This window comes from Cupriavidus basilensis OR16, from assembly GCF_000243095.1.
GTDB classification, from domain to species: domain Bacteria; phylum Pseudomonadota; class Gammaproteobacteria; order Burkholderiales; family Burkholderiaceae; genus Cupriavidus; species Cupriavidus basilensis_D.
Map to the genome: position 1 here is coordinate 92,501 of NZ_AHJE01000099.1, position 14,794 is coordinate 107,294.

At 66.5% G+C, this 14,794-nt stretch carries 9 protein-coding genes and 3 pseudogenes; all 12 read right to left on the reverse strand.

Annotation, left to right across the window (positions count from 1 at the left end; all coding sequences use genetic code 11):
* Positions 1 to 155 precede the first annotated feature (155 nt).
* Positions 156 to 662: a peroxiredoxin gene (locus OR16_RS30530; protein WP_006162526.1), complete on the reverse strand. Its 507-nt coding sequence runs from the start codon at positions 660 to 662 to the stop codon at positions 156 to 158.
* Between the two features lie 447 nt (positions 663 to 1,109).
* A complete protein-coding gene (gene ftsZ, locus OR16_RS30535) occupies positions 1,110 to 2,309 on the reverse strand; it encodes a cell division protein FtsZ (protein ID WP_006162527.1) in 1,200 nt (399 codons plus the stop codon).
* A 172-nt stretch (positions 2,310 to 2,481) separates the two neighbouring features.
* Positions 2,482 to 3,648 (reverse strand): cell division protein FtsA, encoded by a 1,167-nt coding sequence (ftsA, locus tag OR16_RS30540; protein ID WP_006162528.1) that lies wholly within the window; start codon positions 3,646 to 3,648, stop codon positions 2,482 to 2,484.
* Positions 3,645 to 4,544, reverse strand: coding sequence for a cell division protein FtsQ/DivIB (locus OR16_RS30545; protein WP_006162529.1), 900 nt, complete (start codon positions 4,542 to 4,544; stop codon positions 3,645 to 3,647). Before OR16_RS30545 ends, ftsA begins: the two co-directional genes overlap by 4 nt.
* A 57-nt stretch (positions 4,545 to 4,601) precedes the next feature.
* A complete protein-coding gene (locus OR16_RS30550; RefSeq protein WP_006162530.1) occupies positions 4,602 to 5,585 on the reverse strand; it encodes a D-alanine--D-alanine ligase in 984 nt (327 codons plus the stop codon).
* Positions 5,582 to 7,013, reverse strand: a pseudogene (gene murC, locus OR16_RS30555) (UDP-N-acetylmuramate--L-alanine ligase). Before murC ends, OR16_RS30550 begins: the two are co-directional and overlap by 4 nt.
* Positions 7,014 to 7,025: 12 nt before the next feature.
* On the reverse strand, positions 7,026 to 8,096 hold the full coding sequence (murG, locus tag OR16_RS30560) for an undecaprenyldiphospho-muramoylpentapeptide beta-N-acetylglucosaminyltransferase (protein WP_006162531.1): 1,071 nt from the start codon (positions 8,094 to 8,096) through the stop codon (positions 7,026 to 7,028).
* Positions 8,097 to 8,205: 109 nt separating this feature from the next.
* Complete coding sequence (ftsW, locus tag OR16_RS30565; protein WP_006162532.1) at positions 8,206 to 9,447, reverse strand: putative lipid II flippase FtsW; 1,242 nt, start codon at positions 9,445 to 9,447, stop codon at positions 8,206 to 8,208.
* Positions 9,444 to 10,970, reverse strand: coding sequence for a UDP-N-acetylmuramoyl-L-alanine--D-glutamate ligase (murD, locus tag OR16_RS30570; protein WP_006162533.1), 1,527 nt, complete (start codon positions 10,968 to 10,970; stop codon positions 9,444 to 9,446). Before murD ends, ftsW begins: the two co-directional genes overlap by 4 nt.
* Before the next feature lie 50 nt (positions 10,971 to 11,020).
* A pseudogene (mraY, locus tag OR16_RS30575) lies at positions 11,021 to 12,131 on the reverse strand (phospho-N-acetylmuramoyl-pentapeptide-transferase).
* A gap of 78 nt (positions 12,132 to 12,209) precedes the next feature.
* On the reverse strand, positions 12,210 to 13,625 hold the full coding sequence (locus OR16_RS30580) for a UDP-N-acetylmuramoyl-tripeptide--D-alanyl-D-alanine ligase (protein WP_043421763.1): 1,416 nt from the start codon (positions 13,623 to 13,625) through the stop codon (positions 12,210 to 12,212).
* Positions 13,622 to 14,794, reverse strand: a pseudogene (locus tag OR16_RS30585) (UDP-N-acetylmuramoyl-L-alanyl-D-glutamate--2,6-diaminopimelate ligase); the annotation flags it as partial. The gene OR16_RS30580 and the pseudogene OR16_RS30585, both read right to left, overlap by 4 nt.

Here is a 14,794-nt window from a genome sequence, read left to right on the forward strand (position 1 = left end):
AAAATCTATCAATTACACTTTCTAATATAGCGATTTTACCATTGCTTCGTTTGCTGCGCTGCGTCACTTTGTTTCGGTGTGTTAGCACAGAGGAAATAAACCACGATAAACGCACTATACGTCACTTATGTGCCACGTGCTGACATAATCCCGTATTACGCGCGCAACGCGGCCAGCACGGCCTCGGCGCTACTGACCTTGAACTCGCCGGGCGCTTCAAGCCACAGGTGAGACACCACGCCATCGTCGAGCACCATGGCATAGCGCTTCGAACGCACGCCCATGCCGCGAGCGGTCAGGTCTTGCTCCAGGCCCAGCCGGCGGGTCCATTCGGCGCTGCCGTCGGCCATCATGCGCACACGGCCGCCGGTATTCTGCTCGCGGCCCCAGGCGCCCATGACAAAGGCGTCGTTGACCGATACGCACCAGATTTCGTCCACACCAGCCGCGCGCAGCGCGTCCGCCTGTGCGACAAAGCCCGGCACATGTTTGGCCGAGCAGGTCGGCGTGAAGGCGCCGGGCAGGCCGAACACCACGATCTTGCGGCCACGCGCGAGCTCCGCCGCCGAGAAGGAATTGGGCCCGAGGGCGCAGCCGCCGGTTTCGACTTCAAAGAACTCGTTCAGCGTGGCGTCCGGCACACGCGCTCCAATAGCGATCATGCTGTGTCTTCCTGTCTCGGTAAAAACCCTGTTTAGCATCATAGTGCGCCCGCTGCAGGTGCCCAAGCGGTTCACCACCCGAAAACGTCGCCGGCATCGTCCGACAAGGCGGCAGCCAGGCGCTTGCATCTCTTCCGGGCGGCCATTCATGCTGCGGGCCGCACTGTTCCTGAAATAAATCCGCGCGTCCGATCTTGCGATCGACGCGCGGACGACGGCACATCCCGGCCGGGAGGGGCGGGAGACCAGTCCGGGGAGGCGGCCGGAGGCACGCCTGTCCCGGCGACGGGATGCAGCCTGAGCGTCAGCGAAAGTGCGGCCGGGCTGGCTGCCGTTCAGTCCAACACCACCGGGCGTAACACGAGCGTAGGGAGCGCTTGCGTGTTTCGCTGGTCCGGGGTCGCGGGCTGATGGCAACCGGCCTTGCCGGCACCTTGCCGAGCCAACTCAGTCCGCCTGCTTGCGCAGGAAGGCCGGGATGTCGTACGTATCCACACCCTTTTCCTGCAGCGCAGCCACGTGGGCGGATGCAGACTCGCGCGAGCTGCGCCATACCGCCGGCGTGTCCAGGTTGCTGTAGTCCGGCGCGCTGCTGTGGCTGACACCCACGTTGCTGGTCATGTTGCCCATCATCTGCACCGGCATGTTGTCGGTACCGGTCTTGAGCAGGGTCATCGGCTGTTGCTTCTTGGCCGAACGGCCCAGGCCCGTTGCCACCACCGTCACGCGCAGCGCGTCGCCCATGGCATCGTCGTACACCGTACCGAAGATCACGGTGGCATCTTCCGCGGCGTAGCTGCGGATGGTGTTCATGACTTCCTTGGTTTCCGACAGCTTGAGCGAGCGGCTGGCCGTGATGTTGACCAGCACGCCGCGTGCGCCGGACAGGTCCACGCCTTCCAGCAGCGGGCTGGCGACAGCCTGCTCGGCAGCCAGACGGGCGCGGTCCACGCCCGACACGGTGGCCGTGCCCATCATGGCCTTGCCCTGCTCGCCCATGACCGTCTTCACGTCTTCGAAGTCGACGTTCACCAGGCCATCCACATTGATGATCTCGGCAATGCCGGCAACCGCGTTATGCAGCACGTCGTCGGCGCACTGGAAGCACTTGTCCATCTCGGCGTCGTCGCCCATCACTTCAAACAGCTTTTCGTTGAGCACAACGATCAGCGAATCGACGCAGGACTCCAGCTCGCCGGAACCGGCTTCCGCCACCTTGGCACGGCGCGCGCCTTCGAACTCGAAGGGCTTGCTGACCACGCCCACGGTCAGGATGCCCATTTCCTTGGCAACCTGGGCCACGACCGGGGCAGCGCCGGTACCGGTGCCGCCGCCCATGCCGGCAGTGATGAAGACCATGTGCGCACCACGCAGCGAGTCGGCGATCTGCTCGCGCGCCTGATCTGCGCAGTTGCGGCCGACCTCCGGCTTGGCGCCGGCCCCAAGGCCGGTGTTGCCGAGCTGCAGCACGCGCGAAGCGCTGGAGCGCTTGAGCGCCTGCGCATCGGTGTTCATGCAGATAAATTCGACGCCTTGCACGCCACGGCTGATCATGTGCTGCACAGCGTTACCGCCCGCGCCGCCCACGCCGATCACCTTGATGATGGTGCCGTCCTGCAATTCCGTTTCGATCATGTCAAAGTCCATCACTGCCTCCAAGAATAATCAGCCGCCAAACGCTGCGGCCTCCCCGCCGCAACCCTTGGTGACTGAACAACAAGAAACCATCAAAAGAAAACTGCCTGTTCAACGGCCTGCCCGCGATTTCGGGGGGGCAGGCCCGCTATTCACTCACGCGCAATCCAAGCGCCGGCAACATTCAGAAATTGCCGACGAACCATTCCTTCATGCGAGTCCACACCTGCTTGACGGAACCGCTCTGCACCGCCACCTTGCGGCCGCGCATGCGCTGCACGCGGCCTTCAAGCAGTAGTCCCATTACGGTCGAATAGCGCGGACTCTTTACTACTTCGTGCAAATTTCCGCGATATTCCGGCACGCCGACCCGAACCGGTTTGAGGAAGATGTCCTCGCCCAGTTCCACCATGCCTGGCATCATCGCCGTGCCGCCGGTGATCACCACCCCCGACGACAGCAGTTCTTCGTAGCCCGACTCGCGCACCACCTGGTGCACCAGCGAGTACAGTTCCTCGATACGCGGCTCGATCACCGCCGCCAGCGCCTGGCGCGACAGCGAGCGCGTGCCGCGGTCGCCCACGCCGGGCACCTCGATCATGTCTTCCGGATCGGCGATGGCCTGCTTGGCGATGCCGTACTGGATCTTGACGTCCTCGGCATCGGGCGTGGGCGTGCGCAGCGCCATGGCGATATCGTTGGTGATCTGGTCGCCGGCGATGGGAATCACGGCCGTATGCCGGATCGCACCTTCGCTGAAGATGGACACCGCCAGGCTGGAGGCCAGCGGCTGCAGGATCAGGTCGTGCACTTCCAGGCCGCAGCGGCGCACGCACTTGACGATGTTCTGCGCCGCGCTGACCGCGCCGGTGACGATATGCACCTTCACTTCCAGGCGGATGCCGCTCATGCCGATCGGCTCGCGCACGTCCTCCTGGCCGTCGATGATGAATTCCTGCGTGAGGATGTGCAGGATCTGCTGGTCGGTCGGGATATTGACCGCCTTGGCGGTCTCGATCACCCGAGCCACGTCGGTCTGGGTGACCTCCTTGTCCTTGATCGCCACCATGCCGCTGGAGTTGAAGCTGCGGATATGGCTGCCGGCAATGCCGGTGAACACTTCGGAGATCTTGCAGTCGGCCATCAGCTCAGCCTCCTCCAGCGCCCGCTGGATGGACTGCACGGTGGCCTCGATATTGACCACGACCCCCTTCTTCAGACCCTTGGACTCTGACTGGCCCATCCCGATCACTTCGTAGCTGCCGTCGGGGCGCAACTCCGCCACTACCGCGGCCACTTTGGAAGTGCCGATATCGAGACCGACCAGTAGGTCCTTGTATTCCTTGCTCATCGGTTTTTCTCCGCGTTCTTGCTCTTGAGTCGCGTCGGATTGTTGTTCGGATTGGTGCTGGCGTTCGTATTCGCGCTGCTGCTGCCCGTGCCGGCGGCCTTCGCCTTGGCCGCCGCCGCTGCCTGCGCGTCGGTCAGGAAGCGCACGTTAGCCGCACGAATCGCGAACCCGTTCGGGTAGCGCAGGTCCGCATACTCGATCTGCTTGCCCCACTGCTCCGTGACCTGGGGCCAGGCCACCACGAAGCGCTTGACGCGCTGGCCCATGGCATCGCGCTCCTCTTCGTTCTGTTCACGGCCAAGCTCCACCACCATGCCGTTGGAGAGCTTCGCGCGCCAGGCATAGCGGGACGACAGCGTGACCGCCAGCGGCTCCACCTTCAGCGGCTTGAACCACTCGCGCATGACTTCGAGCTTGTCCACCACATCGCTCTCGCTGTCCGGCGGGCCATCGAGCGCGAGCAACTGGGCATCTTCCTCGGCTTCGGCCGGATTGGCGACGAAAACTTCGCCATAAGTGTTGATCAGGCGCCCACTGTCGGCATTGCCCCACGTACCGAGGGCTTCGTGCTCCTCGACCTCGACCGCCAGCCCGTTGGGCCATTCGCGCCGCACGCTGGCGCGACGCACCCAGGGCACCGACTCGAAGATCTGGCGCGCCTCGTTAAGGTCGAGCGTGAAGAAGCTGCCCGAGAGCTTGCCCAGCGCGTTGGCACGCACGCTCGGCGCATTGACATGGCGCAGGGAGCCGCTTTCCATCGACGACAGCTCGACGTGGGTGATGGCAAACACCGGCCGCTGCGCCAGCCACAGCAGGCCGGCCGCGAACGCCATCACCGCCACCACCGCATAGAGCGTGGAGGCGATCAGGTTAAGCAGGCGAGTGTTGTGCCACATGGCTTTGGATAGTTCCGGTTCCGGTCAGTCTGGGTTCAGTGCTTGCGCTATCTAGGCTCAATCGGGTTTCCATGCCGCGCTGGGGTGCAGGTCCAGCGTGGCCGCGGCAGTCACCTGCATGACGAAGTCCTCGTAGCTGATGCCCACCGCGCGCGCCGCCATCGGCACCAGCGAGTGGCCGGTCATGCCGGGCGAGGTATTCATCTCGAGCAGGAAAGGCTTGCCGTCGGCGCTGAGCATCACATCGGCGCGCGCCCAGCCGCGGCAACCCAGCACGCGGAAGGACTGCACCGCCAGGCGCCGGACTTCGGCTTCGACGTCGTCCGGCAGGCCCGACGGGCACAGATATTGGGTATCGTCAGTAAAGTACTTATTTTGATAGTCGTAGTTCGCGCCGGGCGCGACGATGCGGATCACCGGCAGCGCTTCGGCGCTGGCACCCTCCCCGACTATCGGGCAGGTCAACTCCGCGCCATCGATGAAGGTTTCGGCGATCACGTCGTTGTCCAGCGCCGCGGCCTTGTCGAAAGCGGCGCGCATCTGGCCGGCCTCTGTCACCTTGGTCAGGCCGATGGACGAGCCCTCGCGCGCCGGCTTGACGATCAGCGGCAGGCCCAGGCCGGCCACCACGGCGTCGAAATCCGTATCGTCGCGCAGCATGGCGAAGCGCGGCGTGGGCAGGCCGTGCGTGGTCCACAGGCGCTTGGTGGCCTGCTTGTCCATGGCCAGCGCCGAGGCCAGCACACCGCTGCCGGTATAGGGCACGCCGAGTTGCTCGAGCAGGCCCTGGATGGTGCCGTCCTCGCCGTAGCGCCCATGCAGCGCAATGAAGACGCGATCGAAGCCGGCCGTGGCCAGCTCGGCCACCGACTGCAGGCCGGGATCGAAGGCGTGGGCATCGACGCCGCGCGAGCGCAGTGCGGCCAGCACGCCATTGCCCGAGAGCAGCGAGATCTCGCGCTCGGCCGAGCGGCCGCCAAGCAGCACGCCAACCTTGCCCAGCGACTTGGGATCGATATTGGGATGGGCGACGAAGCTCATGCCTGCCCCCCAGCCTGTTGCGAAACAAGTTGTCCGGGCACGGTACCGATCGTGCCCGCGCCCATCGTCACCACCACATCGCCGGGACGCACGGCGTTCAGGATAGCCTGCGGCATTTCGTCGATCAGCTCCACAAAAACGGGTTCAACCTTGCCCGCCACGCGCAGCGCACGGGTCAGCGCGCGGCCGTCGGCGGCCACAATCGGGGCCTCGCCGGCGGCGTAGACCTCGGCCAGCAGCAGCGCATCCACGGTGCCCAGCACCTTGACGAAGTCCTCGAAGCAGTCGCGCGTGCGGGTATAGCGGTGCGGCTGGAATGCCAGCACCAGCCGGCGCCCCGGGAACGCACCGCGCGCGGCGGCCAGCGTCGCGGCCATCTCGACCGGATGGTGGCCATAGTCGTCGACCAGCGTGAAGGTGCCTTCGCTCTTGGCCTCGCCTTGCTCGTTATTGCCGACGCAAGCCACTTCACCATAGCGCTGGAAGCGGCGTCCCACCCCGTGGAACTCGCGCAGCGCCTTGACGATGGCGGCGTCCGGCACCTCCAGCTCGGTCGCGATGGCGATGGCCGCCAGCGCGTTCTGGATGTTGTGCATGCCGGGCAGGTTCAGCACCACGTCCAGCGGCGCCTCGGCGTGTCCGTTCAACTGGCGCAGCACGGTGAAATGCATCTGGCCGTCCACGGCACGCGCATTGACCGCGCGCACCTGCGCATCCTCGGCAAAGCCGTAGCGCACGATCGGCTTGGACACGAACGGCATGATCTCGCGCACATTGGGATCGTCCACGCACAGCACCGCGATGCCGTAGAACGGCAGGCGCTGGGTGAACTCGACGAACGCCTGCTTGAGCCGGGCGAAGTCGTGCCCGTAGGTGTCCATGTGGTCGGCATCGATGTTGGTAATGACCTCGATCACCGGGAACAGGTTCAGGAACGAGGCATCCGATTCGTCAGCCTCGGCCACGATGAAGTCGCCCGTGCCCAGGCGCGCGTTGGCGCCTGCCGAGTTCAGCCGCCCGCCGATCACGAAGGTGGCCGCCTTCGGCCAGCACCGAGGCAACCAGGCTGGTAGTGGTGGTCTTGCCATGGGTGCCGGCGATGGCCACGCCCTGCTTCAGGCGCATCAGTTCGGCCAGCATCACCGCGCGCGGCACCACCGGGATGCGCTTGGCGCGCGCGGCCAGCACCTCGGGATTATCGTTGGTCACTGCGGTGGACACCACCACGGCGTTGGCGCCGTTGACATTGGCGGCGTCATGCCCGTGCATCACGGTCGCGCCGAGCGACGCGAGGCGCCGCGTGGCGGCATTGCTGCCCACGTCGGACCCGGAGACCTTGTAGCCCAGGTTCAATAGGACCTCCGCGATGCCGCTCATGCCGGCGCCGCCGATGCCTACGAAATGAATGTTCTTGACGATGTGCTTCATGAATCCGTTGGTTCAATCCCTGGCCATCTGGCTGCAGATCTCCGCCACGCGCCGGGTCGCTTCCGGCTTGGCAAGACCGCGCGCCTGATGCGCCATCTCTCTGAGTCGGGGCCGCGACAGCGAAGCCAGCGTCTGCGCCAGCCCGCTCGCGGTCAGTTCGTTCTGTTGGACCAGCAAGGCGGCATCCTGGGTCGAGAGGAATTCCGCATTGGTGGTCTGGTGGTCATCGACCGCATGCGGGAACGGCACGAACAGTGCCGCCACGCCTGCCGCCGCCACCTCCGACACGGTCATTGCGCCCGCGCGGCAGATCACCAGATCCGCCTCTGCGTATGCCGCCGCCATGTCGTCGATAAAGGGCAAAGCTTCCGCCGCCACACCGGCGGCCTGGTAGTTGGCGCGCAGCGTATCGATCTGCTTGGCGCCGGCCTGGTGCTTGACCTGCGGGCGCTCTGCCTGCGGCAACAGCGCCAGCGCCTTGGGCACGACCTCGTTGAGCGCGGCCGCGCCCAGGCTGCCGCCCACCACCAGCAGCCGCAACGGGCCGGTGCGGCTGTCGTAGCGTGCCTCGGGCGCCGCCATGTGCGCCACTTCGTCTCGCACCGGGTTGCCGGTCCACTCGCTGTCCGGCAGGGCATTGGGGAAGGCGCACAGCACCCGGTCCGCCACCTTGGCCAGCACCTTGTTGGCCAACCCGGCGATCGAATTCTGCTCGTGCAACACCAGCGGGCGGCCCAGCAGCGAGGCCATCATGCCGGCGGGGAACGTGATATAGCCGCCCATGCCCAGCACCACGTTGGGCCGCACCCGGCGCAGCGCCTGCAGGCTCTGCCAGAAGGCGCGCAACAGGTTCAGCGGCAGCATCAGCTTGGTCAGCGGGCCCTTGCCGCGCAGGCCGCCAAACTGGATGAACTCCATCGGGATGTCGTACTTGGGCACCAGCGTGGCTTCCATGCCAGTGCGGTTGCCCAGCCATACCACCCGCCAGCCCTGCTCACGCAGCGCACGCGCGACCGCCAGCCCGGGGAAGACATGGCCCCCGGTGCCGCCAGCCATCACGAGCAAGGTGCGCGGTGCCGTCATACCTTCCCTCCGCGCATCATTGAATGGTTCTGGCTACGGCCGCCGCGCTTAACTTCCTGCTTACGCAGGAAGTTAGCCTCCGCCGGAACCAAATGATGCTGCGCTACGGTCATACCTTCCCTCCGCGCATCATCACCCGATTCTCATAGTCGATACGCAGCAGGATCGCCAGCGCCACGCAATTCATCAGAATGCCCGAGCCACCGTAGCTCACCAGCGGCAAGGTCAGCCCCTTGGTAGGCAGCAGGCCCAGGTTCACGCCCATATTGATAAAGGTCTGCCAGCCAACCCAGATACCGATGCCCTTGGCCACCAGGCCGGCAAAGGTGCGGTCGAGCTGCAGGGCGGTGCGGCCGATCTCGAAGGCGCGGCGCACCATCCAGTAGAACAGCACGATCACCACCAGCACACCCACAAAGCCGAATTCCTCGCCAATCACGGCGAGGATGAAGTCGGTATGCGCCTCGGGCAGGTAGTGCAGTTTCTCGATGCTGCCGCCCAGCCCCACCCCGGTCCACTCGCCACGGCCGAAGGCGATCAGCGAATGGGTGAGCTGGTAGGCCTTGCCGAGCGCGTTGGCCTCTTCCCACGGGTTGAGATACGCGAAGATCCGCTCGCGCCGCCATGGCGACGCCGTGATCAGCAGCGCGAAGGCGCCCACCGCCACGCCGACCAGCCCGGCGAACAGCTTGCCGTTGATGCCACCGAGGAAAAGAATGCCCATGGCGACGGTCGCCACCACCAGGAAGGCGCCCATGTCGGGCTCCAGCAGCAGCAGCATGCCCACCACCACCACGGCCACGCCCATCGGCAGGAAACCCTTGCCCACGTTCTGCATCCACTCCTGCTTGCGCACGGTGTAGTTGGCGGTGTAAAGCACCACCGCCAGCTTCATGAACTCGGACGGCTGGAAGTTCATGATGCCAAGCGGAATCCAGCGCCGCGCGCCATTCACGCCCTTGCCCACGAACGGCACCAGCACGACGATCAGCATCACCAGCGCGATCACGAACAGCTTGGGCGCGTACTTATCCCAGAACTTGACCGGGATCTGGAAGGCCAGCAGCCCCATCGACAGGCCGATGAACAGCGCGAACGCGTGCCGCGCGAGGAAGTGACTCTCGCGGTAATTGGCATAGCGCGGCGAGTCGGGCAGCGCGATCGATGCCGAGTAGACCATCACCAGGCCAAGCGCGAGCAGCACGATCGCCACCCACAACAGCGGCTGGTCGTACTCCATCATGCGCGAGCGCGTAGGCTTGACGCCGGACACGGCATCGCGCAAGCCGCCCCAGGCGTTGCCGATGGTGGCCCCGATAAAGCCGCTGCGCTTGACCTGTGCGTCGCTCATGGCACGATCCCCCTGGACATCGCCAGTTCTTCCACCGCGGCGCGAAAGACTTCAGCGCGGTGCACATAGTTACGGAACATGTCGAGGCTGGCGCACGCCGGCGACAGCAGTACGGCATCGCCGCCCTGCGCCGCGCTGGCGGCGAGCGTCACGGCCTGCTCCAGCGTGGTGGCGTCGGCCAGCATGACGCCGGTGTCCTGCAGCGCGCGGCGCAGCTCGCCGGCGTCCTTGCCGATCAGCACCACGGCGCGTGCGTACTGCGCAACCGGCGCGGCCAGCGGCGAGAAATCCTGGCCCTTGCCTTCGCCACCGGCGATCAGCACCACACGCTTGTCCAGGCCGGACAGTGCGGCTACGGTGGCGCCTACGTTGGTGCCCTTGCTGTCATCGAAGAACTCGACCTCGTCGACCGTGGCGACCCACTCCACCCGGTGCGGCTCGCCGCGGTACTCGCGCAGGCCGTGCAGCAACGCGTTGAGCGGCAGGTCGATGGCACGGCACAGCGCCAGCGCGGCCATGGCGTTGGTGGCGTTGTGCATGCCGCGGATATGCAGCGCGTCCGCCGGCATCAGGCGCTTGTGGCGTACCGGCACGGCTTGCTCACTCTCGGCGGCCGCGGCCTTGCGGCGGCGCGGCTTGTGCTCGCCTTCGGCTTCGCTATCGGGCTCGGCCAGTACCAGCCAGGGCATGCCGCCCTCGCGCAGGATGCCAAAGCTGCCGGGGACCTCGGGCAGATCCGTGCCGAAAGTCACCGGTGCGCTGGCCGGGCGCGCCATGTCAAGACTGAGACGGTCATTGCGGTTCAGGATCTGCAGGCAGCCGGCTTCGCCGGGCGCTGGCGCCGGGCCGAAGATCCGGGCCTTGGCGGCGGCATACGCTTCCATGCTGCCGTGCCAGTCCAGATGATCCTGGGTGATGTTGAGCACCGTGGCCGCGTGCGGCGCCAGCGTGTGCGTGGTCTCCAGCTGGAAGCTCGACAGCTCCAGCACCCAGACCTCGGGCAGCGTGGCCGAGGCGATGCAGGCGGCCAGCTTGTCCAGCGCCGACGGGCTGATATTGCCCGCCACCGCCACACTCTTGCCAGCGCGCTCCACCAGGCGGCCGGTCAGCGCGGTGGTCGTGGTCTTGCCGTTGGTGCCGGTGATGGCCAGCAGCTTCGGCGCGTAGCCCGACTCGGCCTGCAGATGCGCCAGCGCGCGCGCGAACAGCTCGATCTCACCCCAGACCGGGATCCCGCGCTCGCCTGCCAGGGCCAGCAGCGCGGCGGTATCGCTTTCCAGCGGCGACAGCCCGGGGCTGATCGTCACCAGCTCGATGCCGTCCAGCAGCGCTTCAGTAAGCACGCCGCCATGAAACTCGGCCGAGGGCAGCTCGGCCTGCAGGAAGACCAGGTTGGCAGGGGCCTCGCGCGTGTCGGCAGCGCGCACGGGAGCGCCGTACAGGCCGCACCAGCGCGCCATCGCCAGCCCCGATTCGCCGAGGCCCAGCACCAGCACATGAGGTTTTTGCAACTCGCCAAACACTTCGATTCCCGCCCTTTTTTCGTTCCTGCGTTAATAGATGCGCGCTGGCTTCAGCGCAGCTTGAGCGACGACAGCCCGATCAGCACCAACAGCATGGTGATGATCCAGAAGCGCACCGTCACCTGCGTTTCCTTCCAGCCCGACAATTCAAAGTGGTGGTGCAGCGGCGCCATCTTGAACAACCGCCTGCCCTCGCCGTAGCGCCGCTTGGTGATCTTGAACCAGCCCACCTGCAGCATCACGGACAGCGTTTGCGGTGCCCAGCGCGCCGCCCAGCGCCAGCGCGCCGACGTCGCCCATGAAGACCTGGGCCGGGTGGGCGTTGAACCAGAGGAAGGCCAGGCCCGCCCCCGCCAGCGCCGAGCAGAAGATCAACAACTCGCCGGCCCCGGGAATATGCGGGAACAGCAGGTACTTGCTGTAGACCGAACTGCCCATCACGTAGGCAAACACGCCCAGCCCGCTGCCGACCAGCACCACCGGCATGATCACCAGGCCGTCCAGGCCATCGGTCAGGTTCACCGCGTTGCTCGAGCCCACAATCACCAGGTAGGTCAGCACGATGAAACCGGCCACGCCTAGCGGATAGCTCACTTCCTTGAAAAACGGCACGATCAGGTTGGACTTGTAAGGCATGTCGAGCGACAAGCCGCCTTCGACCCAGCCCAGGAACAGGTCCCACACCCGCACATTGCTGCTTTCCGATACCGAGAACGCCAGGTAGACCGCGGCCACCAGGCCGATCAGGGTCTGCCAGAAGAACTTTTCGCGGCTCGACATGCCGCGCGGATCGCGATAGACCACCTTGCGATAGTCGTCCACCCAGCCGATCGCACCGTAGCCCAAGGTCACCAGCATCACGACCCAGATAAAGCGGTTGCCCCAGTCGCACCACAGCAACGTGGAGATGGCGATCGACACCAGCACCAGCACGCCGCCCATGGTGGGCGTGCCGGCCTTGACCAGATGCGACTGCGGGCCGATGGTGCGCACGGCCTGGCCGATCTTGAGTTCGGTGAGCTTGCGGATCACCCACGGCCCAAGGCCGAGCCCGATCAAAAGCGCGGTGAGGTTGGCCATCACCGCGCGGAAGGTCAGGTAGTTGAAGACCCGCAGGAAGCTGTAGTCGTTTTGCAGCCACTGGGCCAGAGCCAATAACATCGTGTTTCCGTATTCCTTTCGACAACCGCCCAGTCGGGCCGGGCATCTGATTGATTCGTTAATTGCTATTGATGACGATTAATGCGTCGGAGTGTCTGCGACCAGCGCATCGACCATCCGTTCCATCCGCATGAACCGCGATCCCTTCACCAGCACCGCGCTTGCTGCCGCCACGGTGCCGTCCTTGTCTTGTGCCAACGCCTGCGCGAGGTCTTCGGCCCGCTCGAAATACCGGGCGGTGGCGCCGAATGCCTGTACTGCGTGCACCATGGCCTCGCCGGTTGCCCACAGCGCATCGATGCCGCGCGCGTTCGCGTAGGCGCCGATCTCCGTATGGAAGGCCGGCCCCTGGTTGCCCACTTCCCCCATGTCGCCCAGCACCAGCAAGCGCGGGGCGGCGAAGCCTGCCAGCACGTCGATGGCCGCGCGCACCGAATCGGGATTAGCGTTGTAGCTGTCGTCGATCACCAGCGTGCCGCCGGCGGCATGCTTGACCTGCAGCCGGCCCTTGACCGCGGCAAACCCGGCCAGCCCTGCCTGGATCGCCTCAATGCCAACGCCAGCGCCCAGCGCGCAGGCAATGGCCGCCAGCGCGTTGCGCACGTTGTGGGTGCCGAGCACCGACAGCCGGACCACGAACGCGGCGCCAGGCGCGCTAACCCGCATCACTTGCACGCCGTCGTCCAGGGCCACATCGGCGCGGACATCGGCACTGGCGTCCAGGCCGAACGACAGCACGCGGCGCGCACCGGCTGCCCGGCGCCAGATGCCGGCATGCGCGCCGCCGCCTTCGGCGTCGAGCGGGAACACCGCCACGCCGTCGGCGGGCAATGCCGCGATCGCCGCCGCGTGTTCATGCGCCACGGCCTCGACGTTCACCATGAACTCCTGGTGCTCGCGCTGCGCGTTGGTCACCACCGCCACGGTGGGCTGGGCGATGCCGGCCAGGTAGACGGTCTCGCCCGGGTGGTTCATGCCGAGCTCGAGCACGGCGAGCCGGTGCACGGCGGACAGCCGCAGCACGGTCAGCGGCAGGCCGATATCGTTGTTCAGGTTGCCGCCCGTTGCCAGGCGGGCGCCCTCCCCTACCGCCGCCGCGAAGATCGCAGCGATCATTTCCTTGACAGTGGTCTTGCCGTTGCTGCCCGTCACCGCAACCGCGGGCAGGCTGAAACGGCGGCGCCAGCCGGCGGCCAGCTGACCCAGTGCCAGGCGGGTGTCCGGCACCACGATGGCGGGCATGCCAAGCGCGGCATCAGGCTCGCGCTCCACCAGCACCGCGGCTGCGCCACGCGCTGCCACGTCGGCCAGGAAATCGTGCGCGTCGAAGCGCTCGCCCTTGAGCGCGACGAAGAGATCGCCCGGCCCGACCGAGCGGCTGTCAGTCAGCACGCGTGCGAACGCCCGGCTGGCTGTGCCATCGGGCCCGGAAATACGCCCGCCGGCGATCCAGCCGGCGGCTTGCTGCAAATCGGTCATGGTGGTTTGCGTCATGCTGACACCCCGCGCGTGCCGAGCGTCAGCCGGACGTGTTCGCGGTCGGAGAAGGGCCGCTTGCGGCCCTGCACCTCCTGGGTGGCTTCGTGCCCCTTGCCGGCCACCAGCACTACATCGGCTACAGTGGCGTGCTTGATGGCATACAGGATGGCGGCAGCGCGGTCCTCGATCAGCTGCGCGCGGCTACGGTCGGCCATGCCGTCGGCAATGGCGTTCAGGATGTCTTGCGGGTCTTCGCTGCGCGGGTTGTCGCTGGTCAGCACCACCTCGTCGGCAAGCCGCTCGGCCACCTCGCCCATCAGCGGGCGCTTGATCGGGTCGCGATCGCCGCCGCAGCCGAACACGCACCACAGCCGGCCCTTGCGGGCCTGGGCCACGGGGCGCAGCGCCTCCAGCGTCTTTTCCAGCGCGTCCGGGGTGTGGGCGTAATCGACCACCGCCAGCGGCCCGTCCTGGCCGCCATGGCTGCCGCCGAACAACTCCATGCGGCCATCCACCGGCTTGAGCGAGCGCAGCGCGTCGAGCGCGACGTTCCAGGCAATGCCGTTGGCCAGCGTGGCGCCCAGCACGGCAAGCAGGTTGCTGACATTGAACGCGCCGATCATCGGCGTGCTGACATCGGCGCTGCCGAAGCTGCCATCCAGATGGAAGGCCGTGCCGGCGGCGGTGGCGCGCACGTTGGTCGCGCGCAGCCACTGCCCCCCTTGCGGTCGGTGCCGTACTCGGTCACCTGCGAGGCGAGCGCGGGGTTGGCCAGCAGGCGGCCACCCATGGCATCGTCGCGGTTGATCACGGCGGTGCGCAGGCCGGGCCACTGGAACAGCAGGGCCTTGGCCGCCTCGTACTCGGCCATGGTGCCGTGATAGTCGAGATGGTCCTGGGTCAGGTTGGTCAGCACCGCCACCGCGAAGTGCGTGCCGGCCACGCGGCCTTGCTCCAGGCCGTGCGAGGACACTTCCATCGCCACCGCGCGCGCGCCGGCGCCATGCAGCGCGGCCAGGCCGTCCTGCAACTGGACGGCGTCGGGCGTGGTGAAGCCGGTCGCCGTGAGTGCATCGGGAAAGCCGGTGCCAAGCGTGCCGATGGTGGCGCAGCGCTTGCCCGCGGCCTGCAGCACGCGCGCCAGCCACTGGCAGCACGACGTCTTGGCCATTGGTGCCGGTGAT

What these genes read in the sequence shown, in the direction of transcription:
- OR16_RS30580 (WP_043421763.1), bottom strand. Translation starts at nt 13,625, where the DNA reads ATGACGCAAACCACCATGACCGATTTGCAGCAAGCCGCCGGCTGGATC.
- ftsW (WP_006162532.1), bottom strand. Translation starts at nt 9,447, where the DNA reads ATGAGCGACGCACAGGTCAAGCGCAGCGGCTTTATCGGGGCCACCATC.
- ftsZ (WP_006162527.1), bottom strand. Translation starts at nt 2,309, where the DNA reads ATGGACTTTGACATGATCGAAACGGAATTGCAGGACGGCACCATCATC.
- OR16_RS30550 (WP_006162530.1), bottom strand. Translation starts at nt 5,585, where the DNA reads ATGAGCTTCGTCGCCCATCCCAATATCGATCCCAAGTCGCTGGGCAAG.
- murG (WP_006162531.1), bottom strand. Translation starts at nt 8,096, where the DNA reads ATGACGGCACCGCGCACCTTGCTCGTGATGGCTGGCGGCACCGGGGGC.
- OR16_RS30530 (WP_006162526.1), bottom strand. Translation starts at nt 662, where the DNA reads ATGATCGCTATTGGAGCGCGTGTGCCGGACGCCACGCTGAACGAGTTC.
- OR16_RS30545 (WP_006162529.1), bottom strand. Translation starts at nt 4,544, where the DNA reads ATGTGGCACAACACTCGCCTGCTTAACCTGATCGCCTCCACGCTCTAT.
- ftsA (WP_006162528.1), bottom strand. Translation starts at nt 3,648, where the DNA reads ATGAGCAAGGAATACAAGGACCTACTGGTCGGTCTCGATATCGGCACT.